At 56.1% G+C, this 24,691-nt stretch carries 16 protein-coding genes; 6 read left to right on the top strand and 10 right to left on the bottom strand.

Annotated elements, in window-relative coordinates:
- Positions 1–437: 437 nt before the first annotated feature.
- Complete coding sequence (locus Pla52o_RS23525) at positions 438–1,256, bottom strand: TatD family hydrolase (protein ID WP_146597068.1); 819 nt, start codon at positions 1,254–1,256, stop codon at positions 438–440.
- 99 nt (positions 1,257–1,355) lie between these two features.
- Positions 1,356–1,625: a hypothetical protein gene (locus tag Pla52o_RS23520; RefSeq protein ID WP_146597067.1), complete on the bottom strand. Its 270-nt coding sequence runs from the start codon at positions 1,623–1,625 to the stop codon at positions 1,356–1,358.
- A 417-nt stretch (positions 1,626–2,042) separates the two neighbouring features.
- Between Pla52o_RS23520 and Pla52o_RS23515 the strand changes: the two genes are divergently transcribed.
- Both Pla52o_RS23515 and Pla52o_RS23510 read left to right on the top strand, forming a co-directional pair.
- A complete protein-coding gene (locus tag Pla52o_RS23515; RefSeq protein ID WP_146597066.1) occupies positions 2,043–3,584 on the top strand; it encodes a hypothetical protein in 1,542 nt (513 codons plus the stop codon).
- A 106-nt stretch (positions 3,585–3,690) separates the two neighbouring features.
- Complete coding sequence (locus tag Pla52o_RS23510) at positions 3,691–4,107, top strand: hypothetical protein (protein WP_146597065.1); 417 nt, start codon at positions 3,691–3,693, stop codon at positions 4,105–4,107.
- Positions 4,108–4,387: 280 nt separating this feature from the next.
- On the opposite strand, the gene Pla52o_RS23505 is transcribed toward Pla52o_RS23510, so the two are convergent.
- From Pla52o_RS23505 to Pla52o_RS23490, 4 genes are all read right to left on the bottom strand, one after another.
- Positions 4,388–6,592 carry an acetylxylan esterase gene (locus tag Pla52o_RS23505; protein WP_146597064.1) on the bottom strand — a complete coding sequence of 735 codons (2,205 nt, stop codon included), beginning with the start codon at positions 6,590–6,592 and terminating at the stop codon, positions 4,388–4,390.
- 61 nt (positions 6,593–6,653) lie between these two features.
- A complete protein-coding gene (locus Pla52o_RS23500; RefSeq protein WP_231612606.1) occupies positions 6,654–8,945 on the bottom strand; it encodes a redoxin domain-containing protein in 2,292 nt (763 codons plus the stop codon).
- Positions 8,946–9,183: 238 nt separating this feature from the next.
- Positions 9,184–9,375 carry a hypothetical protein gene (locus Pla52o_RS23495; RefSeq protein WP_146597062.1) on the bottom strand — a complete coding sequence of 64 codons (192 nt, stop codon included), beginning with the start codon at positions 9,373–9,375 and terminating at the stop codon, positions 9,184–9,186.
- Positions 9,376–9,465: 90 nt separating this feature from the next.
- The gene (locus Pla52o_RS23490) at positions 9,466–12,606 is read right to left on the bottom strand and encodes a DUF6797 domain-containing protein (protein ID WP_231612605.1); all 3,141 of its coding nucleotides are present in this window, start codon (positions 12,604–12,606) and stop codon (positions 9,466–9,468) included.
- A gap of 381 nt (positions 12,607–12,987) precedes the next feature.
- On the opposite strand from Pla52o_RS23490, the gene Pla52o_RS23485 reads away from it, so the two are divergent.
- Positions 12,988–13,677 carry an OB-fold-containig protein gene (locus Pla52o_RS23485; protein ID WP_146597060.1) on the top strand — a complete coding sequence of 230 codons (690 nt, stop codon included), beginning with the start codon at positions 12,988–12,990 and terminating at the stop codon, positions 13,675–13,677.
- A gap of 44 nt (positions 13,678–13,721) precedes the next feature.
- Positions 13,722–15,812, top strand: a complete 2,091-nt coding sequence (locus tag Pla52o_RS23480; RefSeq protein ID WP_315852971.1) for a flotillin family protein — start codon at positions 13,722–13,724, stop codon at positions 15,810–15,812.
- A gap of 340 nt (positions 15,813–16,152) precedes the next feature.
- Here Pla52o_RS23480 and Pla52o_RS23475 read toward each other — a convergent pair whose 3' ends face one another.
- From Pla52o_RS23475 to Pla52o_RS23465, 3 genes are all read right to left on the bottom strand, one after another.
- Positions 16,153–17,586, bottom strand: a complete 1,434-nt coding sequence (locus Pla52o_RS23475) for a trypsin-like peptidase domain-containing protein (RefSeq protein WP_231612603.1) — start codon at positions 17,584–17,586, stop codon at positions 16,153–16,155.
- 683 nt (positions 17,587–18,269) lie between these two features.
- Entirely contained in the window at positions 18,270–20,288 is a 2,019-nt protein-coding gene (locus Pla52o_RS23470) for an ATP-binding protein (protein WP_146597059.1), read from the bottom strand.
- Positions 20,285–21,808, bottom strand: coding sequence for an ATPase domain-containing protein (locus Pla52o_RS23465; protein ID WP_146597058.1), 1,524 nt, complete (start codon positions 21,806–21,808; stop codon positions 20,285–20,287). Before Pla52o_RS23465 ends, Pla52o_RS23470 begins: the two co-directional genes overlap by 4 nt.
- Positions 21,809–21,911: 103 nt before the next feature.
- On the opposite strand from Pla52o_RS23465, the gene Pla52o_RS23460 reads away from it, so the two are divergent.
- Complete coding sequence (locus Pla52o_RS23460) at positions 21,912–22,193, top strand: hypothetical protein (protein WP_146597057.1); 282 nt, start codon at positions 21,912–21,914, stop codon at positions 22,191–22,193.
- Between the two features lie 258 nt (positions 22,194–22,451).
- Positions 22,452–22,964, top strand: coding sequence for a response regulator (locus Pla52o_RS23455; protein ID WP_197169458.1), 513 nt, complete (start codon positions 22,452–22,454; stop codon positions 22,962–22,964).
- Between the two features lie 304 nt (positions 22,965–23,268).
- On the opposite strand, the gene Pla52o_RS23450 is transcribed toward Pla52o_RS23455, so the two are convergent.
- The gene (locus Pla52o_RS23450; protein ID WP_231612602.1) at positions 23,269–24,525 is read right to left on the bottom strand and encodes a GTPase; all 1,257 of its coding nucleotides are present in this window, start codon (positions 24,523–24,525) and stop codon (positions 23,269–23,271) included.
- Positions 24,526–24,691: the final 166 nt, after the last annotated feature.

Here is a 24,691-nt window from a genome sequence, read left to right as displayed (position 1 = left end):
GCGAAGCCTACGCCCGCCGCCCCAAAACCACCCACTTCCAGAAACGAAAAAAGAAAAGTAAACCCAACGATCCAGAAGACCCAACGTCAAAGTGAGTGCCATTGGGCGTTAGCCCCGGTTGAACCGCGTGAACCGCGTGAACCGTGGCTAACGCCAAAACGGCTAATCTCCCGAAAGACTCCTGACCTACCTGCTTAGCGCTGCGTTACAGCTAGGAATCAGGGTGCCAGCCGTAGCCTGTGCGCGGGAATCTCATTTTTGACGCCGTCCCTCGCTTACGCTTCGGGTTATGATTTGCTACGTAAAAATGCAATCGCGTTACTTCAAAACGCGTCCGCGTTTAGACAAGCCAACCCGTGCGAATGTTCGTTGCGTTTGCAATGTAGCAAAACTTCGCGGATGGTTGGAACCGGCCACGTGCTCGATTCTGTCGATCGTTAAGAGGCATCGCGTGGCTTGAAATTGAAATTGCGACTCTGCGAGAAAAACTCGATCGGGTTATCGTAAACCACTTTTCGAATCAACGATTCCCGATGGCCGCGGCGGCGCAACTCAAAAATCAAATCGGGAACTGCCGTCGGTTTGCTGGGTCCCCAATCGCCAGCGGAATTTGCCAGCAATCGTTCCCCACCACACATCTCGATCATGTCGGCGGCCCTTTCGGGCGTACATTTTGTGACGGGATAGAGCGTCATTCCGGCCCAAAAACCGCGGTCGAGCACTTCGGCAATGGTGTGCTCTTCGACGTGATCGACTAACACGCGAGAGCGGTCCAAGCGTGAATCATCCGACAGCATGTCAAGAATCATCCGCGTCCCTTGGAACTTGTCTTCCAAGTGGGGCGTGTGAATCAAAATGGATTGCTCATGTTTGATCGCGAGTTCGAGGTGCTCGAGAAAAATGATCGATTCATTCCGCGTATTCTTGTTCAAACCGATCTCGCCGATTCCCAACACATTCGAGGCCTCTAAGAACTCGGGAATCATCGCAATCACATCGCGTGAGAGCGAGACGTTCTCCGCCTCTTTGGCATTGATACACAGCCATGTGAAGTGCTGGATACCGAAGGCGGCGGCTCGCTTGGGTTCGACCTCCGTTAATTGACGGAAATAGTCCCGGAACCCATCGACACTTCCTCGATCAAAGCCAGCCCAAAAGGCTGGCTCGCTCATCGCGACACACCCCATCCTCGCCAACGTTGCATAATCGTCGGTGATCCGAGAGACCATGTGAATGTGCGGGTCGATGTAATCCATAGCAATTTAGCTCAAAATCAAAAAGTCGTAGGAAAGGCAGGATGGGGCCCCGAGCGTGTCGAACGAACGACCGCTGAGGTGTTTGGTACAGGTTCGCGATCAATCGACCTTCAGTTCCGATCGCCATGCGGGGGAGTACTTTCGCGAAAACAGCAACTGCACGCGTTCGGCTCGATCGGTTTCCTCGCTCAGCAATAACCGAATCGCGTCATGAATCTTATCGCGTCGCGCGCTGATGTCTTCATCGAGTGGCTTGCCCTCCTTCAGAGCTCGATCCACTCGATCCAGAACCGCCGCGATCTCAAGTACCTTTGCGCGGACGTCCAAAAAGGATTCCTCAAGGATGATGTTAGCGGGTCGCTGTGTCATGTTACTGCAAAGGGTTAAAGGTTCGTTTCAAGGCAGGTAAGAGCGAGCAGGCGGCCTGTTAAAGAGGGATATCGACAAATCGGCAGCCTCCCCAACGATCATTATAGCGCAAACGGGCCGTCCGCCGGAACCGACAAAGACTCGCGCCCCGGTTACCACGGTTAACCCTGCTGGTGGGGACAATCGCGTTGCCGGGGTTAGGCAAAACGCCAAAGCGCGTTCCGATTGGTCGGATTGTTTTGCTTGTACCGACTCAGGGGGTAGGTTCCCGGACGCGGCGAGGGACATTCGGCGCAGTCGAGCGAGCATTTGCCATCGATGGAGCTAGATTTTCGAGATCGCACGCTGGTGAATCTGCTCCCCGTGACGCGTCGGAAAGATGCAAGTTCCCCTCCACACCGTCTCAGAAGAAAAAGCATGCAAGGCCCGCTCTTAACTTTCGCGACGCTCGCTGAATCACGCAATGCGGCTGCCTTGGACCTGTTGTTGGTTGCGATGGAAGATCCTGAAGAGAGGGTGCGCACCTGCGCCGTCGCCGCTTTGCTGCAGCGAGAGGAGCCACAGTGCGCCGAAGCGGTCCTTTCCCGCTGGAATGTCTTTCCTCCCGAATCGTACAGTCTGCTTCGAAAACACAAGGCATGGATCACCCCGGCGATCCTAGAATCGCTGCGCGACCAGGACGCCAATCTGGTTCATGCCATCGGTGCGACCGAGACGATCGGACTCCACAGTGCCATCGTGAATCTGATCCCTCTGGCCGAAACCCATGAATCGGACATCGTTCGTGACGCTGCGTCGGAGGCAATCCTGCAATTGGCTCATGAGCTTGGGCATAACGCACGCGCGAATCGCGACAAGCCATCGGTGCGGGCGCCCCTGATCACCGCGTTGGCGGAATCAACCAAGCGAATCGCAAAACATAAAAACGAACGGCTCGTTGACGCGTTCTTAGTGGGCTCCGCCTGGGCCGATGCAGAGTTGCGTGCATTTGTTTCAACCTCATCGGAATATTGCCAATTGATTGGCAACCGGTTGGCAACCACCCAGCGTGCCGGAATCGTGGAGTTGTTGGCGGGGTTCATTAGTCGCCGCAAGGTCCCTCATTCCTTGTTAGAAATTTTATCGAATCGCACGGATGATGTTTTTCGCGATTCGCTATTGCGTGCGATTGGTGACGAACCGAGCGTAACGGTTTTGAAGAATTTGCAGGAACTCGGCATGCCGAAGTGTTGTGCCGAAGAAGAGACGTTGATGGACGCGATTAGCGCGAACCATCGCGCTGCGGCGGTACACATTTACAATCAATCGGGGGCCGATGCGCTTGTGTACTTACGCACCATCGTCGCCGCACTCAAGCGAGATGGCCAAGGTTGCACCGCGGCGGCAGTCTCAGGCATGATGAAATGTGTCGTTCCTGAATATGAAGTGTGGGGCCCCTCCGCAATTTTGATCGCCGCTGACAATCAAGCTGCGATTGCCGAAGATCCAACCGCAACGCTGTTAGCCAATTTGATCGACTTGCTTGACCATCGAGACCCCTCGCTGGTTCGCTCGGTTCGCCGCATCCTCGCTCCGCTGCACGCCGAAGCGATGCTGGAGCGATTATCAGGCATGCCCGAGGCAGATCGACGTGCATTGGGGCGAATCGTGATGACCATCGATACCGAGGCCATTTCGCGGATTCGAGATGGATTGCGGCACCCGGTGCTCGGCAAACGACTCGATGCGATCGCCGCGGCCGACGCCTTGGCCGCCGTCGACCTATTGAGCGAATCGTTTGAGCGAATCTCACGTGAAGACCACCAAGCCGCACGGGTGCTCGCTTGCCAAGTCATGTCGCGAGCGGAAAGCAAAAACACACTCAATCTACTCAAAGAGATGTCGGGATTACCCCCTTGCCCGGTCCGCGATGCGGCGATCAAGGCAATCGAAACCCGACAAGCAATGGACGCGCTCTAAACGTTGCTCATGCGACACCGGGTGTTTCCCATGGTTGCGGAATCCCAAAGCGTTTCAAACACGCCTCATTCACTGCATTCACCTTCACTGCATTCTCGAATTAGCCATGTCCCATCTATCGTCATTCCTTTTATTCGCGGAAACTCGAATGGGCGACGTTGCGCTACGCTACCAAGACGCCGCAGTCGAAACGAGCGACTCCACCCCGTGGGTCTGGATCGCGGCCGCAGTGGTGACCGTGTCCGCAATCATCGCGTGGCAAGTGCACCGCAGTGCGGCTCGCAATGAACATTGCGAGCATTCTCTGTTTAGCGAATTGTGCCGAGCCCATCGCATTGGAAACAAAGGCTGCAAATTGCTGCAATCGCTGGCCACGGCGGCATCCCTCGAACAACCCGCCACGCTCTTCTTAGCCGAGCATCACTTTGATTCGGCGTTAACGGTCGCCAAAACCAAAATGAAACTAAACGGCGATCAATTGGCCACGATCGCCATGGTCCGGCGCTGCATGTTCACGGCTTAAGAACATTGTTTGGCCGTGGCATTGTAGCCCCCACCTCTCCACGGGCCCGACACGCGGTGTTCATCTCCGGACGCGTCCGTTTTCGAATTTGGCCGGGCCGTTGGCCCTTAGGTTCCTAGGCATCGAAAACCTGGCCCGTTGGGCTCAGGCTCGGCAAATTGCGAGGCTTTCGGCGCGGAGTACATCGGTGGGCGCAACTTCAAAGCGAACACGCCGGATGATGATGTCCTCAAAACGTCGGGGGACGCCTCGCCTTCCCGCTGACACCAAGCAGTGCGATCTAGAATTCATCCAGAATAAAATCGGCGATCGCATTGAATCGCTCGACTTGTCGAAATCGCTCGGGTTCGCCGGCCGCGTGATACGCGTCGTTCACAAACGTCGCAGGAGGTTGGCCGATGACGGTCACCCGATGCGGAGCCGAGAGGGCGAGCAAACCATCCATGCCAAAATACTTCACCGCGCCGGGAACAAACATCGGATCGCTGTGCTCGGTTAACGACGAAAATGAAAACCCGGCGGAATCGATGATCGTTTGCCCGATCGAATGATTCCCCAATTGGCTCGTCGCTGCGATTGCGATCGGTCCGCCCGTTGTCCCCACTCCGATCATTCGGATCTGCGGTGGAGCCACAAGCGTGCTGGCATACTTCACCAACGACAAAACGTCATGAGTGCGTTGGACAAACAAAGGATGGTTGTATCCATGAGTGAATCCCGAATAAAGCTGCCAACCGACCGTCCCGGTTTGCTGGTACCACATCCGTTGTGAGTCCGCGGGGATGCCGAAATCTTGAAATTCACCTTGTCCGAATAGATCCGCCACCAACACGCGGTAGCCTTTTGCGGTCCACTTCATGACCGCTTCGTTGACGTTGCCATCGCGGAACGCAGCGGATTTGCCATGGTCCGACAACAGAATCATGACGCCAGCGAGCGGCGTTTGGGGATCATAAATATCGATCATCGGGATCTGTTCACGAGCTTCCTGATGGGTCAACGTTCCCGCATCCATGGTCAATCCGGATTGTTGGGTTTGCGTGGTGACGTCAAAGGAAACGGTTCCGACTTGATCATATCGGCGTCCCAGAATGGTCTCCCACGCCCCTCCGACCACACGGCGGAACTCCGCCAGTTCGGCCGCGTTTTTTGGCAGCAGCGAATGCATGATTTGATCCGAGTCAGCGGTCATGCGTTTGAGCAAGTTGATCTCGTGCACGTCGCCGATTTGGTCATCGCTTGGACGCGGATGCGATTGCGTCCAAACGGTCGCCTCGTCGATCGAAAGCGGAGTGAAGTCTCGCTCTTCAATCGTTTCGTGGCCCAGCTTGAAATGCTGGTTGAAAAACGCGTACATCGCGGCACGATTGACGTAATTGTAGTTGTGCTGGAATTGAGTATGAAACACCGCGGTCAAGTGACCGGGAACCCCAAGCATGGTGTAGAGGTCGCGTAGCTCGGGATAGCCTTTGGTTTCCAAACGGAGAGTCCAATCGTCGGCCGCCGTCAAGCCAAGCGCCCGCGGTGCGATCGCGGCTGCGATATCGATGTTGCCTTGATCGATTCGCAGTAGTGAGGCGTTCTCGCACGTACAACCTCCTTGCATCTCGGTCGAAACCATCACACATGGCATCGCCGCAGCGATGCGTTCATCGATGGCCGCGACGATCATCGATTGCGTGCCTCCGCCACTAGCTCCGGTCACTCCGATCCGTGTGGGATCGACATCATCCAATTGGAGCAGGAAATCGATCGCACGCACCGAGTTCCACGTTTGCAGCCCCATCATGTTTTGCAGTCGCAGGTCGGCTTGAACGCTGAAGAACCCCCAATCTTTGGCTGTATCGAGGTGCGACCACTGCTGAGGGCGATGAGCCAATTGGATCGCATCGGCTTCGCCGGTCATGTCGTACGAGAGCACGATGCATCCCATCCGCGCCAACTGAACCGCCCGGGCTTGAATCGGATGGCGTCCTCCGACCTCGAATTTTTCGCCTCCAATCTCAATCTGCTGTTTGACTCCCGCTTCACCCGCGTCATACATGCGGCCGTCTTTCCAATGGCCATGCGGCGAGAGCACCGCTGGGAATGGCCCTTGTTTGCCTTTGGGTCGGTACAAGCTACCGGTCACAAAGTGCCCCGGGATGCTCTCAAAGAAAACACGATCGACCACGTAATCCTCGCGTTCGACGCGTCCATGGACGACCGCATTGAGCTCGGTCTTGGTCGGCAGCGGCCACAGCCCTTGCGAGACCAGAATGCGTCGTCGGATTTCGGCAGCGCGTGTTTCCCATTGCTGCTTCGACGAGACCACTTTGAAGGGAAAGTAGCCATTGAGCGTCCGCAACTCATCCAAGCGATGATCGGCGGGTTTTCGCTCGGCGGTGAACACGCGTGGGGTTTCCGCCAGCACGCTGGTGCAGACCGAACCCAGGGTTGCCAAACAAAACGTCAGCGAGAACGAAATCCGAGTGCATGGGAGCATGGTTGTCCATTCATCAAAGGGGGCGCCGGCGCGCTGGTCATCAAACGCGAGACATCAAACGCTAAGGCAATGTCAGTAACCGCTGTGATTCTTCCAACAAGAAATCGACGTCCATGAACGGTTCGTAGCCGATATCCTGCCAACGAACACGATCATTAGAATCAATCAAAAAAGTGCCGTGTAACGGCTGGTCTTCGAAATCGTCCCAGCACCGGTACGACTTGAATACGGCGTGTTCGGGATCGGCAATCAAGGGAATCGAAATTGGTTTGTCGAAATCGTCGATTCCGGTCGTTAGGGTTTCCGAGTCTTCGGTGCTGATCGCGATGATCTCGATTCCCGCCTCCTGGAACGCCTCTAGCTTGGGTGAGAGCGCGTGCAATTGTTCCATGCAGTGCAAGCAACCAAAGCCGAGATAGAAGACGACCAAGCGTGGACGTCCGCTGAGTTCTTTACTGTGGGTCGGTGTGCCATCGGGCAATTTGGCTTCCCAGGAAGAAGCTTGATTGGGTTCCCAACGAAAAGGGCCAAGCGACTCTAGTGGCGGGCGTTCGCCAAGGTCCTTTGCCGGTTCGCGTTTGATCCGCCAATCGCCTTGCACTCCAGCGAATTTTGCAATGTGACGGAGTCGATTCAGCATGGGGGTATCGATGTCCGCATCGGCAGCCAGCGTACGCAGCGTCTCAAACTGTTTCTTCGCTTCGTCTTTCTCGCCATTTCGCCACAACAGGTCGACCAAAATTGCCACGGGACGAACTTGGCCTTCACGTTTCTTTCGCTCCGATTTTGTGATCTCCAAGGCTGATTCCACGTCCCCCGCATCCGCCAACCATTGCGCTTTGATCAATGCATCGAGCTTTGCTTTTTCGGCAAGCGTTTTGACCTTTTCGGGTTCTTTGCGGTGGGTGGCGCCCGCCGCGGACGCACGGGCGATGATCGGCCGCAATGCTTTCAGATGCGAGCGTAGCTCTTCGGCGGTCACTGCTTTCTCGGCCGGCTCCGCTTCCTTGCCGCTGTCGTCATCGGATCCAGACTCTTGCTTGTCGGCTTTGCTGTTTTTGGCAGCCGATTTGTCCGCGAGGTCTAACAACTGGGTTTCCAAGGCGATTCGGCGACGAATCAGCGTGCGGAGCGTTTTCGCGCCACGACCCGCCTTACCCGTACGGAAATGAGCCACCGCCAACCACCCCAGCAACTCCTCTTCCTGAACCGCGTCGGACGTGAACGGCAAATAGAAGCCACCCGAGTGTTGGATCAATTCATCCCACAAACCGTACTCCGTAAACGATTGCAGCAAGCGTTCGCGCCCGTACTTGTAGCTGCCACGTTTCTTGAGCGTGTTGTAGCGTGGGTGTTGAGGAAGCGAGACCAGATTTTTAGCTTGGTCGACCGCATCATTGATGCGACCGATGAACAGCAGGTTGCGAATGAGCCACTCGTTGTTATGCGCAAAATTGTGAATTTGGTCCGGTATCAATCCCGCTTGGGCGATATGAGCATGATCCACTCGCGCCGATGCTTCTTGTTGCCACGCCGCGTCAGCATAACGGTGAAGTTTGGAATAGATATGCCCCGGCATATGCCACATGTGGGCGACGCCCGGCATCGAGGGACCGCATTTTGCCGACGACTCTAACGCCGACTTCGGATGCGCAGAATCCCATAAATGAATTCGGTAGTGATGCGCAGGATGCATCGGATCGACGGCAAAAATCTCGCTTAGCAATGCATTGACCGCATGCCGGCTGGCCAATTTCACGCCTTCACGATCGGAGAGCCAGATCCTCAGGACCAAAAACGCCTTGGCTTCAATGTCTTCGGGATACTCGTGCAAGAGTTTCTCAAGATCAGCGATGTAACGCTCCGCGCGTTTCCGTTTGGCGTCGACATCATCCTCGGGGGCGTCATCGCCAAATTTTGGCAAGTAGCGAGCGTGCGCTTCGATGTAAAGCTTCTCACGTTTGTCGGCGCCTTTGTCCTTCTTCTGCTCAGCTTCATCAATCAATCCTCTGGCACGTTTTGGATTGTTCGCATTGGCCATCGCCATGCCCCAGTAGGCGATAGCGAGCTCGGGATCGGCCTTGGCGGCTTGTCGAAACGATCGCTCGGCTTCGAGGTACAAAAACCCGTGCAATTGAGCGACACCTTGCTCGAAAAACTGCTGAGCCTCGTCGGACTGGGTCGACGTCGGGAAGTGAATCTTCGCCATCCCCGAAGCCTTCACCGCGCGTTGCCGGGGTCCCTCGTTGAACGCTTCCCCATGAAAGCTGTGCCCCGCGTCGGTAGCACGATCGTCGGCGTTGACATCGCCGTGTGCCCCCTCATGCGGACGAGAATTGGATGACGACTCCATTGCAAAGGTCGCGGGCAAGCTGCTTAGCAGGCACAGAAGTGAGCACGCAATCAAAAACCGCAAATTCATATTTGGCAGGAGGTTCAGAGGGAAGGGGGCAGTGAGGGTTCGCACTCGATTACAGCACCTGGGAACGACGAACCCGTGAAGTTCGTTGACGGTCCCAAACACCGCGACGGAAACGGAGCTCCGTCTTTCTATTTCCGATGCCACAGACGTCCTGTCTCAATCTACTCCTTCAATCCGACGGCTTAGCCAATCCGGCCGGCCGTTTAGTCAATCCGGCCGTGTAGGCAATCCGACCGTTTAGCCGCTTGTGCGGTCGCGGCATGATCGCGATCGGCGTGGCCGCTTTTCGCAGCGTATCAAAACGCCCCCCATCGAGCCCGATCAAGAGAACCTTGGGGGTTTCGGCCAATACCGATGGCATCCTTGCCCAACACGTCCTTATCCAACATGTCGTTGTCAAGCACGTTGTTGTCAAGCAAGCATCCCAAAGCTAAACGCGTTGCTTCGCACATTACTTCTTCGCATCAGGCACGCGATTGATCGTCCAGTAAATCTCTTCCTTAAACGCCTCTCCGTCGCGACCACGTACGTGCAGGATAACGTGCACTTGATCGGCCGGTTGCAAGTTGGCGATTTTCAGTTTCACCGACGTGCCACTGTCATCGAGCACCACCGATTCGATCGGGACGTCATCGACACCCACCTCGCCGGTTTTGACCGAGTATTGTTTCGAGCCGTAGTTCTTGCTCCACAGGTAGTTCCACTGCTTCACATCATAGGCATTCACGTCGGTGGCAACTTTGGGGTCAAGTTCGAAGTTGAATTTCAACGTCAATCCATCCGCTTGCACCGAAGCGTCGGTAATCATCGGATAATGCCGACCGGTGTAGCGAAGACGCTGGATCCCTTTTTCCTCCAAGCCAATACGTCCGCCTCCGTTCCAGCCTTGCAATCCCGTGGCGTAGACTTGCCCATCGACGGGATTGACGCGTCCCCGCATGATCCCGGTGCTGAAGTCAAAGGGCAAATTCACTAGCGCCGCTTGGCTCACGTCATCGAAATCTTGGATCATCAGGTACGACATCCATCCGCGACCAAAACTGGTGTGCAAAAGATGGTTTGACAGTGGCCCGAAACGTTTGTCATCGACCCAAATTTGGCCGCCCGACGAATTGTCCACTTCTTGTGGGATGAACACCAACGGCGGGTCAACCGACTCGGGAGCAACCACTTTCTTGATATCGATGTTGCCTCCATCGGGTGCCCATTTTCCAGGGATCGAATAGGTGGGAACCCAGCCGTAGAAACCGCCTTTTTTCAACAAGATCACTTTCGAAGCGGGGACCCATTGCCCTTGATTGTCGCTAGCGGTAATGCGCCCGCCCGGCATGCTGCCAAGGCCATTGGGGGTGCGGAAACCGGTCGACAACACTTCGCGATGCTTGCCATCGGGCGAGATTTTGAAGACGGCACCGGGGAGCGAAAAATCGGCACCGTGACCACTCTTGGAGTAGTAGAAGTTGCCGTCATCGTCGGTTTGCAGATCAAAATTGAAGGCATGAAAGTTAGTCGAGACGTCAATGTCAGCACAAAAACTTTCGTAAAAGTCTGCCTCGCCATTGCCGTCTTGGTCGTGCAGTCGCGTCAACCGATCTTTACAAGTGAGATAGATTTGGTCGTCGACAACCTTGACACCAAATGGCTCATAGAGTCCCCCGGCAAAACGCTTCCATTTCAATTCCAACAGGTCGTCATCGATTCCCGAGACGATCCAGACATCGCCGCCGTGAGTCGCCAAGACCATCCGTCCATCGGAGAGGAAATCGAGCGAGGTGGTGCGAAACCAAGTGTTCCAGGGGGTGGATCCAGGAATGGTCAACGTGTCCAGCGCGTAGCCGCCTTGCTCGAGACCACGATAACCGACCGTCTTGGGTTCCTCGGGCCAAAGCGTTGGGCCCCCCTTGGTCAACGAGACAAGATCCGCCGTCGCCTTGAAGGAGCCGGCAATCGTTTTCAGTTTTGCTTGGTCGCGGCCTGCGGTGCGAAACAATTGCAGCACGCGTGATTGGGTGTCCGCGGGAATCCGCAACACGAGCCGGTTCTCGGAGTCGGTCGTTAACGTGGTTCCATCAGCATCACCGGCGACGACGGCAGATGCCTCGTCCGCATTTTGTGCGACACACAGGATCAGTTCCTCACCCGCACCGATTTGGAACTCGTGCGCGATGACGTCGCTAGCGGCGATCGTCGGCGACTCTAAAATTTCACGCCCGTCGATCGTGTAGCTCAGCGTCACGCGGTCGTGGTGCAAGTAATGGCCACGGTAGTCCATCCACTTCGCTGGAATCGGCCCGCGAGGCAGAAAGCCTTCGCGAGAGTAGTCGAGCGTGCCACCGTGCCCCCAACGCCAACCGGCCAGTTCCGAAATCGATTCACCATCGGGATCCGCAGTCCCTTCGCCACGCGGACGAACGTGTTGCGTTTCGCTCAGATCAAGGAAACCGCTCCAAAGATCGGCTTGATCCATCGAGTGCAAATTGTAAGCGATCGTGATTTCGCCCAACTTCACATTCAACACACTGCGGAAATCACGGCGAAGTTGGGACGCCAACGCGGGACCAAAGTCACGCTCGACGTTCTCGATCTCCGTCCCGTTCTTTTCCCCTTTGGGCAACGATTGCAAAAACGTGGGCGTCACTTTGACGTAATCGGGATTGTTGCCCTTCATGAACGCTTCGCGGATGTAATGCACCACTTGGTAGCGTTCTTTGGGGGTCAAATGAGACATCGGTGCCATCAAGCCGTTGCCCTTGGTCAACGTCATGAACATCTCATACGGATTGGCACCAAACTTGAGTTTCTCCGTACCAAACGCGCGTGCGGTCGATAGCGCAGGGGTGTTTCCGTCACTGCCATGACAATCGAAACAATAGCCGTGATAAATCGCTTTGCCCGCTTCGAAGTCGCGTGATCCGAAGCGTCCGATGATCCCGGCATGATTGAGGTCGACCGAATCGTCTTTCACCTTCAGCTCTTCGGGCGAAGGACGCAATTGGGCGGCGCGCGTTTTGCCTCCCCGAGCCACTTCGATCACATAACGCGCCAAATCGAGAAACTCACGTTGCTCCTTTAGCGATGCGATCAACCCATCGGGCATCATCGACTTGTCGTTCTTTTTGATGCCTTCAATCTCATCTTGCGGCAAGACGAAATCGTTCGTCAGATCGCTTGCCAATCGCATCGTGATTTTGTCGTCATCTTCGCTGGCGATCAAACCCACGTGAACCTGTCCGTCGACCGTCAACACCGTGAAGGTTTCAAACCCCTTGCGAATGTGCCGTGAGGGAAAAAGCAGCGATTCGACGAGATACTGATCCGTTAACTCGGTTCCCAATTCGGCGAGATTCGGTCCCAAGGGAGACATTTGGTCGCCGCTGCTATGGCAATTCACGCACCCTGCGGCCGATTTAAAAAAGACGATCGCCCCGCGGCGAGCATCACCCCGCTGCTGAACTTCGCTGGCCAGAAAACCAGAATCAACGTTCTTGAGCTGTTGTTCGAGCGGCTCGGCTCGTCTTAACAATTCAGCGTGCAGGGTCAGTGCAGGCGCACAGAAACAAGCGAAAAACACAAGGAAAGCAAAGCGGATCATCATCATCTTTGTTTGCGGATACTCAGCACGCAGAGGTGGTGGGAATGGGGTGGGTAGAAACCAGGTCCAGACAGGAAGCCCTATCATAATCACGTGGCGTCATGAAGTGATTGACGCCTTTATCGCGCGACCCATGATTCTAACCGCGTCTCCTTCACAATACATGCCCAGAGCCGCAAAACGTAGTGATCCACGCGAATCCTCCCAATCTTTTGCCATACCCCACCCCAGACTGCAGGCCTTGTAACCCCCATCACAACCGGAAGGGTCGAGAGTTGATTCTGGCGTTTTTTTGCTGTCGAGCGCCTCCATCGCACGCGATTGAGGCCTCCCAATTAAGCTGTAAGACTCTTTTCCATCACTTTTCGGAGGCTCGGTCCCGTGCCGGACTCGATGATCGATCTCGCCAACCGCATGTTCGTAGGTCCCCTGTGGCCTGCCTCCCTCCTGATTTGCTTGTTGGTCGTCTATACGATCTTGGCACTCATTGGGTTGGTGGATTTCGGGTTCGATCTCCCCGACGTTGATTTGGACGTCCCCGATGCGGGGATCGATCTGCCCGATGGCGAGATGGTTTCGGTGAATGCCGATTTTCTACAGGGGCTCGGGGGAACCGTCGTCCGCTGGACCAATTTTGGACGCATCCCGATCGTGCTCTGGGGCGGCATCTTTTCAGTCCTCTTTTGGGGCATTTCCTACTGGCTTTGGCACACCTTTGACGCGGCGCGTTATTCACCCGATTGGCTGCCAAGCATCCTGTTGTCGATCCGCAACTTGGTGATCGCAACGGGCATCACCAAAGCCGTCACCCAGCCGTTGCTCGGTTATTTCGTCGATCCGCCCTCCTATGACGAAAACCACATGGTCGGTGCCAGTTGTGAAATCACCTCCCACACGGCCACGCCCGAGTTCGGGCAAGCCAAGTTCCGCACCAACGCCGCACCATTGCTGTTGAATGTGCGCACCGACGGAGCGCATCTCCCGAAAGGGACGGAAGTGCGCATCATCGGTTTTGAGAAACAAAAACGTATCTACATCGTGACCCATCTTCCCTCGGAGAACGCATCGTGACCTCGTCGTTATTCATCGCCGCGATCAACTGGACCTCCGGGCCCATGTTATTGCTGTATTTTGTCTTGTTTGCCCTGGTCGCTGCGATCGCGACGTTCAAACAGTACTTCATCGTCGTCGGCCCCGACCGCGCGATCGTCAAATCGGGTCTCGGTGGGCTCGATGTCACGACCGCGGGCGGCAAGTTCATCGTGCCGATGTTTCATCGCTACGAGTTCATGGATCTGACGCTGAAAAGCTTTGAGATCCATCGCCAAGGCAGCGAAGGGCTGATTTGCCGAGACAACATCCGCGCGGATATCAAAGTCGCTTTCTTCATTCGAGTTGATAACACCGACGAAGAAATGAAGGAGGTGGCCCAATCGATCGGTGCCAAGCGATGTAGCGAACTCGAAACGCTCCGCGAGCTCTTCGATGCAAAGTTCAGCGAAGCGTTGAAAACCGTGGGCAAGCAATTCGAGTTTGTCGACTTGTATGACCAACGCGACAAGTTCAAATCCGAGATCCTAAAGGTCATCGGTACCGATTTGAACGGTTACCGATTGGACGATGCGGCAATCGATTACCTCGAGCAAACGCCGCTGGGAATGCTCAGCCCGAACAACATTCTTGACGCCGAGGGGATCAAGAAGATCACCGAATTGACCTCGATGGAAAAGGTCAAAGAAAACCAATTCACTCGGGACAAAGAAAAGACGCTCAAGAAACAGGACGTTGAAGCGGAAGAAACCATCCTCGAGCTCGAACGCCAACGTGTCGAAGCGGTCGAAAAACAGAAACGCGAAATTGCCGAAATCACTTCGCGTGAACAAGCGTCTGCGGCCAAGGTGCGTGAAGAGCAACGGCTCGAAGCAGAGCGAGCTCGAATTGCGACCGAAGAAGAACTGGGGGTCGCCGAAGAGAACAAATCACGACAAATCCTCGTCGCTCAGCGGAACAAGGAAAAAACGGACGCCGTGGAACTCGAGCGTGTCAATCGAGATCGCGATCTCGAGATGACCGAGCGATTGCGTGTCGTCGGGGTCGCCGACGTCGAAAAAGAAAAAGCGATCGAAATCGAGAAACGCAACATCCAAGAGGTGATTCGTGAACGAGTTGCCGTGGAACGTGCCGTCGTCGAAGAGAAAGAGCGAATCAAAGACACCGAAGAGCACGCGGCAGCCGACCGCTTGAAAAAGGTGCAAGTGACCGCAGCTGAAATGCGAGCCGAAGAGGAACGGATCCGCATTACCCAACAAGCTCAAGCGGAGAAAGAATCAAGCAGCCTGCTCGCGGAAAAGGTTCGAATCGAAGCCGAAGCCCGTCGCGACGCCGCCGAGAAAGACACCGCAGCGAAGAAAATGCTTGCTGAGGCCGAAGCGGCAAACGCAGCCGCTGCGGGGCTGGCCGAAGCGACGGTGCAAGAAGCCAAAGCATCCAGCTTGGAAAAAGAGGGCAGCGCCGAAGCAACCGTGCTCGAACGAAAAGCGATCGCCGAGGCCAAGGGAATCGAAGCCAAGGCCCAAGCGACCGAAAAGCAAGGCTTGGCCGAGGCCAACGTGTCTCGCGAAAAGTACCACAGCGAGGCAACCGGCATTACCGAAAAGGCCGAAGCGATGAAGCAACTCGACAACGTCGGCAAGGAGCACGAAGAGTTCAAGTTGAAACTCGAAAAAGAAAAGGATGTCGAGATCGCCGCGATCGATGCTCAACGCGGAATTGCCGAGAGCCAGGCGGGCGTGATGGGCGAAGCCCTGCGTGCGGCTCGGATCGATATCGTCGGCGGCGATGGCGAATTCTTCGAACAGATCACGTCCGCCGTGAAAGGGGGCAAAGCGATCGACCGATTTGTTTACAACAGTCGGGTCGCAACCGACATCAAAGACACCTTCTTTGACGGCAACTCGGATTACTTTCGCGGTCAATTATCCGAGTTGGTCAAGCAATTCAACTTGGATGCCGACGCGGTCAAAGACCTCTCGATCGCAGCCTTGATCGCGCAAATGATGGGACTCGCAAAATCCGAAGAAATGCGGTCACAATTGATTAGCTTGCTTGGCGTCGCAGGGACGACCAACATCGCCGATCAAAAAGCGAGCCGGCTGTTAACGCCCGCGATCCCGGTCGAGAGCAAAAGCAAGAAGGGCAAAGCGTAGCGAGAGCGTCAGCCGCTGCCCATTTGCCTGCCCGCTCGCCCGCCCATTCGCCCATTCGCCCGCCGATTCGCGGGTGGGTGGGAAAACCGGCGGGCCCATGGAACGAAAAAACCCGACGCACGCGTCCCAGCTGGGTCGGCAAACTCGAACGCGCGATGCGGGTCGCTTGGCTCGAGTTCGCCCCGGGACGTTCACGTCGGGCTTTTCACTCAAAAATCAGTACTAAGCAAGGAAGCAGGAATGATTGGGTGAAATCCCATTAGCCGCTTGGGCGTTAGCCCCGCTTGAACCGTGGCTAACGCCCAAACGGCTAATCTACCCAAAGACTCCTGCCTACCTGCTAGCGGCGGGCCGCGTTGTCCGCTTGATTGGCGATTTGCAAGTGCCCGAATAAAGTTTGCTCACGACGAACAATGTAGAACTTTGCCTTCGGTCCGCGTTGCATGTCAGGATGCTCGAGAATCCCTGCAAGGTCCGCCATGTTGGAGGTTTGCCAACCGTGGATGCCTAGCAAAACGTCTCCGGTCGAGATCCCTTGTTGGTCCGCTGGCGAACCGGGGCGAACATTGGCAATGTACAATCCCCCGCGGTACTTCGTACGCATTCGCGTGTTCAAGCGACGGATGGTCGAATCGGCGACCGGTCGAGCTTGAATCCCGATCAACGACCACGCGAGTTCCTCCACTCCTCCAGCCACCGCTCCGGACACTTGTTCGGTACGCATCGCCAAATCCATTTGACGACCTTCTCGCTCAATCGCAAGCTCCAACGAGTCGCCTGGGGTGGCATTGAGCATTGCCAAAGCAAAATCAAGGCGATCGTCCACTGGCTGTGAACCGACGCGGACCACGCGGTCTCCCGGCATCAACCCATCCCGTGCGGCGGGGCTGCTAGCGGAGACATTGGCAACGGTCACGCCGTCGCCGTCGCGGGGTCCGCCGTTTGTTCGCAGACCTGTCACTAATCGCTTTTCATTATGCTCGTCGATCATCTCGGTCACGATCTCAACGACTTGGTCCATCGGAATGGCAAACGCGATCTGTTGTGCCCCGACGCGGACCGCGACGTTGACGCCGATCATGTCACCGTCAATGTTCAACAACGGTCCACCCGAGTTTCCAGGGTTGATCCCAGCACTGATTTGGATCAAGTCGTGGTACTCTTGAGCTTCGTTGACCGGCACGTCACGGTGCAACGCACTGACGATGCCCTGAGTGCTGGTGTGGACATAACCAAACGCGTTGCCGATCGCGATCACGCTCTCGCCGACCATCAAATCGCTACTCGTTCCTCGAGGGATCGTCGGCAGAGGACGATCCACGTCGACTTTGATCAACGCCAAGTCATTGCGAATGCGTGACGCAATCAACTTTGCCGAGGTCGTCTGGCCGTTATCGAGTGTGACGAGGATGTCGTCGACATCTTCGACCACGTGAAAGTTCGTGATCACATAGCCACGAGGGTCGATCACCACGCCCGTTCCCATTCCGTTTACTTGACGGAACGAGTCAGGCCCCGTCGCACCGGCCATCCCCGCCGCCGTTGCACGCACCGTTTTTTGACCGTGAATATTCACGACCGCAGGTGCGGCTCGGCGAATCGCAAGCACCGTGGGCGTTTGACGCGCACTGGAAACTTGAGAAATTCTGGCTGCATTGCCCGAATCACTCGGCGTTTGTGCGGCCATTGGCAGCATGGACGAAGCCAGCGAGAAGGCAACGCCAGCGAACATCGAGCGGCCGACAGCCGGACAACGTAGGGTTGTTGGTAGCATAAATCCCTAGACCCGAATCTTTCGGATGCACAATCTTCAGCGGACTCCACAACGCCCGCTGCCCAAATACCGGAATCACCGGTATGGCTGTTTGCATCGGAACAATCGGCTCATTCGCTTGATGACTTTGGGAGGCACGCCGCAAGGTTTACCAGGCTTAACATCAAACGCGTGATTTGCCGCTTTCCCCGATCGTCCGCATCAAAATGCTTAGCGATAATTGCCAGATAAAACGATTTATCCGGAGCCTCGTGGACCGCAGTCCAGGCTGTCGGCGGGTCTCTCTCCCGCCGATTTGTCTACCCAGTTTGGCTGAGCCAGAAACAAGCCAGCGAGCGACCGCGGAAGCCTCCAACTTCAAGCTGCAACGACGCGAGGGGCTAGCGTGATCCAACCCAGTCGAGCGGGCCTCAACGAAAGGCGTGTGCTCGAATCGGAAGCTCTCTCGGGGGCACAGGGAGCTTCAGGGGAGACGCAGCCCAAGCTCTGGCCAAGCTCTGGCCAAGCTCTGGCCAAGCTCTAGCCAAGCTCTAGCCAAGCTCTAGCCAAGCTCTAGCCAAGCTCTGGCTACGTCTGGCCCGTCTGGCTGAACTTGGACCGGCTGGGCACGCTCGAAACGGCGTTCGAAACCGGGAACCAATCGGGCGACCGGGAATACCGACCGGCATCCGGGCGCTGCCGCGTCACGACTGGGTCAATTCCCGAACCTTTTCGACCAACATTTCCGCGTCGATCGGTTTGCTGAGGTATCCATTACAACCACATTCGATGCAACGCGTCATGTCCCCCTGCATTGCGTCGGCGGTGAGCGCGATGATCGGTTTTTGGAAGCCCATGCGGCGCAGTTGCTCGGCGGTTCGGTAGCCATCCAAACGCGGCATCTGCATGTCGAGCAAAACCAGATCCACCAAGCGATCGTTGCGGAGCATTTCTTGAACTTGCTCCACCGCGTCTTGGCCATCCTCGGCTTCGGTGACGGAGGCACCGGCCTTGACCAAAATGCGTTTGCTTAGGAAGCGAATATCACGCCGGTCGTCGACGATCAAAACGCGGCATTGGAGCGAATCGGGTTGCTTGAACGCATCATAGTTGATGGGATGAGTCGTCAACGAGGGTTGCATCAACGTGGCGTTGCGGATGTCCCCAGGATCGATTGTGACGCTAAAGCGGCTACCTTTGCCAGACTCGCTAACGACAGAAATCTCGCCACCGAGCATTTTGGCTAAACGTTTCGAGATCGCCAATCCAAGTCCCGTGCCACCAAACGTTCTGGCGACGGTCGTGTCGGCTTGAGAAAAAGGTTGGAACAGCTTCTCGATTTGTCGCGGCGTCATTCCGATCCCAGTATCGATGACGTCAAAGTGCATTTTTCCATCACCGGCGACATCAAATCGGACCTGCAACCGCACACAACCTCGATCGGTGAACTTGATGGCGTTGCCCACTAAGTTGATCAGAATTTGCTTTAACCGCTTGGGGTCCGTTTCGATTCGACTGGGGATCAACCCCTCGTATTCCACTTCAAGCTCGATATTGCTTTCCTTGGCTCGCACCCCCATGATCGACCACACGTCTTCGACTAACCGGTTGGGGGCGAATTGTTCTGGCAGCACGTCGAACTTCCCCGCCTCGATCTTGGAGAGGTCCAAAATGTCGTTGATGATGTCCAGCAAGAACGAGCCGTTGGTGCGAATGGTGCGAATGTAGTCAAGCGTCTGTTCGTCGTGGATCGATTCGGCGATCAGATCGACGTAGCCAATAATGGCGGTCATGGGGGTACGAATTTCATGACTCATATTCGCAAGGAATTCGCTTTTCGATCGGTTGGCGACCTCCGCTTGGAGACGTGCGTCTTGCAACGATCGTTCGAATTCACGTTGTTCGGTGATGTCCCAATTGATTCCTGCGAACCGCCGCGTCTTGCCTGATTTCGACGAGACCACTTCGCCTATCGACGCCAACCAACGCTCTCCGAGTTTGGGATGTTCGATACGGAACTCGTGCTGAAAATTATCGCCCTGCTCTGTCGCAGCGTGCCATTTTTCAAGCAACTCGTCGAGATCATCGGGGTGGACCCGATCCAGCACCGCTTGGGTGGAGGGTTGGGTATGCAGTGGATAGCCGAGCAGATCGAACATTTTTCGCGACCAAAACACATGGTCATGACTCCACTCCCAAGCCCCCATTCCGCCGGCGCGCAGTGCCATTTTCACGCGTCGTGCATCGCGACGAGATTTTTCGGTGGTGTTTTCGCGTTCGCGCAATAGATCGCGGACCGCATATTGTCGCGATCGGTCTCTCAAGCGTGCCCGCAACGTGTTGACGAAGACGGCGACACGCAAGGGACGAGTCAGCAAGGTAACGTGGCCCAGTGACAACAGACGTTCGATCGTCTGGGCCGACTGTTCGCCAAGCGTGAGCAGCACGATGACCGGAAAATCCGACCATGCCGGTTGTTGGTCGAGGACGCGTTTAACGCGATCGATCGCATCACCGCTCAAATGCTCTTGAGCGATCAATGCCGCACCTTCCCCGGCCGCGATGATTTTACAGAATTCATCGATCGATTGACAAAAATCGACTTCGATTTCAACATCGCCTAGAATTTTGCCGCAAACGTGCGCGTCCTGCGGTGTCGGTGCAAGAATGGCAACGCGCTGACTGACCGAGGATTTTTCGACGCCGATCGGGTCAGACTTCATGCGTTCGTTCTGCCTTTCCTTTGCAACAATCTTTGCTGGTCCCCCACGTACTCAGGAGTCCCTGCCAAAACGCCGCGGAATTCGCGAAGCGGAGGACCGACAACCAAACCATGGTCGGAAAGTTTGAATTCGCGAATGGTCCGTTCGTGACTTCCGGTTCGTTTCTTCACCACGGAGATCGCTTGGCGAATCTCGCCCGCCGCTTCAAAGTAACGAAATAGAATCACGCTGTCCGCCAAATAACTGGTATCCACCGGAGTCTGCATCGATTGCCCCAACATGCCGTGCTGGGCAACCACCACCAAGGTAACAATCCCTCGACGACCAAGATACTGCAGCAAATCGTGAAGTTGAATGGTCAGGAATTTCTCGTGAGGCATCGAGTTGAGATAGCCATTCAAGCTGTCGATCGAAACCACGGACACGGCCCGCCCCTGGTCGTCCGGTTCCACCGCTTTGCGAATGCAGTCAGCAAATTCGCTGGGCGTAACTTCGCCGGGAGTCAAGTGATGGATGGCGATTAGCCCGGCATCAATGTACTTTTGCAAGTCGAGCCCGAGTCCTTTGCTGCGGGACATCAACGCATGCCGGCTTTCTTCGAATTGAAAAAAGACAGCGCGTTCCCCTCGCTCTGCTGCGGCCACCGCGTACTGAGTGACGGTGGATGATTTCCCGACCCCGGCCGGCCCCAACAACAGCGCGCTGGTCCCCGCCATCAAGCCGCCACCGAGCAATTCGTCGAGCGCCTCGTTGCCGCTGCTGCGTTGCTGCTCGCTAACGATCCCATCGACCGGTTCGAAAGTCTTTCGTGGAAAGACTTTCATCCCTCCACGAGTGAGCTGAACATCGTGAGTTCCGCCAATGAAATCACAACCACGGTGCTTGATGATCCGTAACCGGCGTCGTTCGCCACCGTAATCGCTGAGCAATTGCTCCAATCGAATCACGCCATGGGCAATGCTTTGCAATTGTTGGTCGCTTTCCGAACCGCCATGATCATCCAGCATCAACGTGGTGCAATTTCGTCCGACAAAAAATTGCTTGAGCGCTAAAATTTGCCGTCGATAACGAAGCGGACCTTGCGACAGCAAACGCATCTCCGAGAGCGAGTCCAAGACAACCCGTGAGGGGTTAAGGTCTTTGACCTTCTTTAGTACTCCTTGGATCGTGCTGCCGAGCTCAATCTCCGACGGCTCGAACATCGTGTATTGGGCTTGCGACTCTATCGATTCGCTTGGATCGACTAGCTCGTAAATTTCGATCCCGTCGAGCGACCAGCCATGGGAACGAGCAATCCCTTCGAGCTCGCGTTTGGTTTCCGATAATGTGACGTAAAGCCCCGTCTCCCCTTTGCGGACACCGTCAAGCAAAAACTGCATCGACAACGTGGTCTTGCCGGTCCCTGGGGAACCTTCAATCAAGTAAAGGCGATTTTCCGTTAAGCCGCCGTTCATGATCACGTCGAGCGAGGCGATGCCGGTGCTAATTCGACGGTCAATGGGTTGCTCGGACAGATTCATCAAATGGGCCTCGTCGATGGATTTTGTGGTTCACATCGGTATCAATTTTGAATCGCAACGATCATCAACGATCACGTCGAGACACTTGCGAGCCAATGTTACTATGATTGTCGACTTCGGGTTCAACCGAGCACGCATTTTAACCGCCGAAGTGAGGTTCTCGAAGCCCCGCACCTCGACGAGCATTGCTTCGAAACGAACCCCCACGCCTTTCGGCCATCGCGCGTTCGCTGGCAAGGGTGGCAAATCGGTCGTCGTGGATGATGAGCCGCCGCGCGGGCTCGCCCCAGCCATCCTCGTCTCCCAAGCGGTCATCATCGCCTCCGCCCTGAATGCCATTTTTTGCATTGTTCTAGGCGCTGCCAGACGCGAATGTCGACCGTAGGGAGGTGCCGGATAACACGACCGTCGTTGGCTGGCAATTCCGTCGGAAATTCCGCTGGCGAATCGCGACATTCCGCAACATTCACCTCCTCGCGACCGCTTGCTCTCCCCCGCGACCGGCTGCGGAGGACTCCCGCCGCCGGTCGAACCGATGCCTAAGTGCAGATGGCGTGCCGTTGGTGGAAATTCCTTACTCGGCACGGCGATTGCTAGATCGATTGAAATTCCCCTTCAACGCCGAACGCTCGACGGTAAGAGTATGCCTGCAACACCAACGCCTCCCCGCTGCATCATTGCGGACGATCTTCGCGCATCGCGTGAGTTATTGCGTGCCTGGATCACAGAGTGTGGGTACAAATGCACCACCGTGTCGAATGGCTGTGATGCCTGGGCCGCCGTGAACCACGCTCACCCTCAATTGATTGTCAGTGATATTGAAATGCCGGTGGCCAGTGGCCTCGACTTGCTCTGCTCGCTACGAAAACACGCATCCACCGACTTTCAATCGATTCCGGTGATCGTGATCAGCAGCCTCCGCGACGATGACATTCGCTCCTTTGTCGATGAAGCGGGCGGCACGTTCTTTTTGGCCAAGCCTTTGAATAAAAAAGTGACCCAGCGGGTCGTTCGCGGACTTCACGATTTGGCGAGCATCAAGAACGATGAATTCCTGTGGAGACCGGAGGAGCCGATCGAATCCGCAAAGCAGATTTCCCCGACCCTCAGGCGACTTTATCGCGAAGTCTTGGAAAAGGGTCCCAAGTTTCGCTGATCCTCCCTTGCCGCATCTGGACCACCGATGGGCTGAATCTGTTCGCCATGAATCTGTTCGCCAGAGCAGTATTGAAAGGCACTCGATTCAAACGGGCTTTTTTTGATGTCGCTACCGTCGCGTTCGCGGTGGTCCACGTGCTGGCGAACGTAACTACGGCTTGAATCCGACGTCATTGGTAGGAATGTCTAGAGAGCACAAAAACGTTGCTCCGCTTGGGAACATCCGGAACTCCCCCCCTGCCTTGCCTCGCTCTGCCCTACCCTGCTTCTTCGAGCCCCGCCCAGCCCCAGCCCGACTTGCCCTAACCCTCGACCAACTCTCCCAAAGCGATGCGAAGCGCTAGCGTTTCAGTCGTGCTCCGCAGCGTTTCTAGGCAACGAACCTGTCGCTCGTTGAGCGGCGCGGGAGCGGAGGGTGGCGGAAACGCGTCGGCCAGCCGATTGGCGATTGCCGCGAGCAAAACGTCGATCCCTACGCCGGTCGTTGCCACGGTTTGTATGACATCCTTCGCTGCGGACCCGCGGAGCAAGTCGCTTTTGTTGAGCACCTCGATCTGGGGAACCTGCGAATCACCCTTCACGATCGCCGGGGTGTCGGGGGTTTGAATCGCCAGCACTAGATCGGCCGTGCTCGCTTCACGAAGCGCACGGCTAATCCCTTCACGCTCGATCGACTCGTCGCTGTCGTGGATTCCGGCGGTGTCGCTCAGCCGAATGGGAAGTCCATCGATGATCGTTTCGGCGTGCAGGACGTCGCGTGTTGTCCCCGCCACGGGCGTTGCGATACTGCGGTCGTAACCGAGGATGGCATTGATCAGACTGCTTTTCCCCACGTTGGGACGTCCCGCCAATACGACGCGAAAGGGGGCCGTCAATCGCATCGTGACCGAGGCATAGTCCAGCATCGATTGGACCTCGCCGTGAAACTCCGTCAAATGGTCGTTAATCGCTCCGCGATCAAGAGGCAAGTCGGCAGCGCGATCAGCATCCCGACGGGCCGCAAAAACTCCAAGCCACTTTACGGCCCAATCGTGCATTGCACCACGGACTTGATCCATTGCTACGGCAGCCGTTCGCACGGTTTGGCACTGGGTGAGCGTGTCCGTGGCCTCGCGGATCAGCAGGGGACGAGCAACCGCGTCCGGCGATGCGATGGGCCAAGGATGCGGCCACGCTGCGTTGTCGACCGGAGTGATGCCAACCTGCTCTAGATCGGCGAGGATGCGATCGATCGCGGCGGAGCCCCCGTGGCAATGGACTTCAAAAAGATCCTCGTGACGCATGATCACGACAATCGATTCACTTGGAATCGCCGCTTGCGACGACTCGGCAACCGCGCCGTGCCAATCGCCGTAGCGGATCTCGTTGGACTTCAATTCACGCGGGGATGCCGCAGTAAAGCATTGCATCACCGCCGCGCGTGACGCCGGGCCACCGACGCCAATCACCGCAATCGCCGAGCGTCCCGCACCGGTCAGTCGCGTGCAAACATTTCCGTCACACGACGCCGCCGCGTGAAGATCGGCCTTGCCATCACCACAGTTTTTTTTAGAAGACATCGTTTTAGGGGTAACAAATCTCGCAAGTTGAATAAACTGACGCCACTGCTTCCTTCTGATCCTAAGCAGATAGGCAGGAATCATTGGGAGAAATCCCATTAGCCGCTTGGGCGTTAGCCCCGGTTGAACGTGGGAACCGTGGCTAACGCCAAAACGGCTAATATAC

This window comes from Novipirellula galeiformis (assembly GCF_007860095.1).
GTDB lineage: Bacteria > Planctomycetota > Planctomycetia > Pirellulales > Pirellulaceae > Novipirellula > Novipirellula galeiformis.
This window is presented reverse-complemented; position numbering and strand designations above follow the sequence as displayed.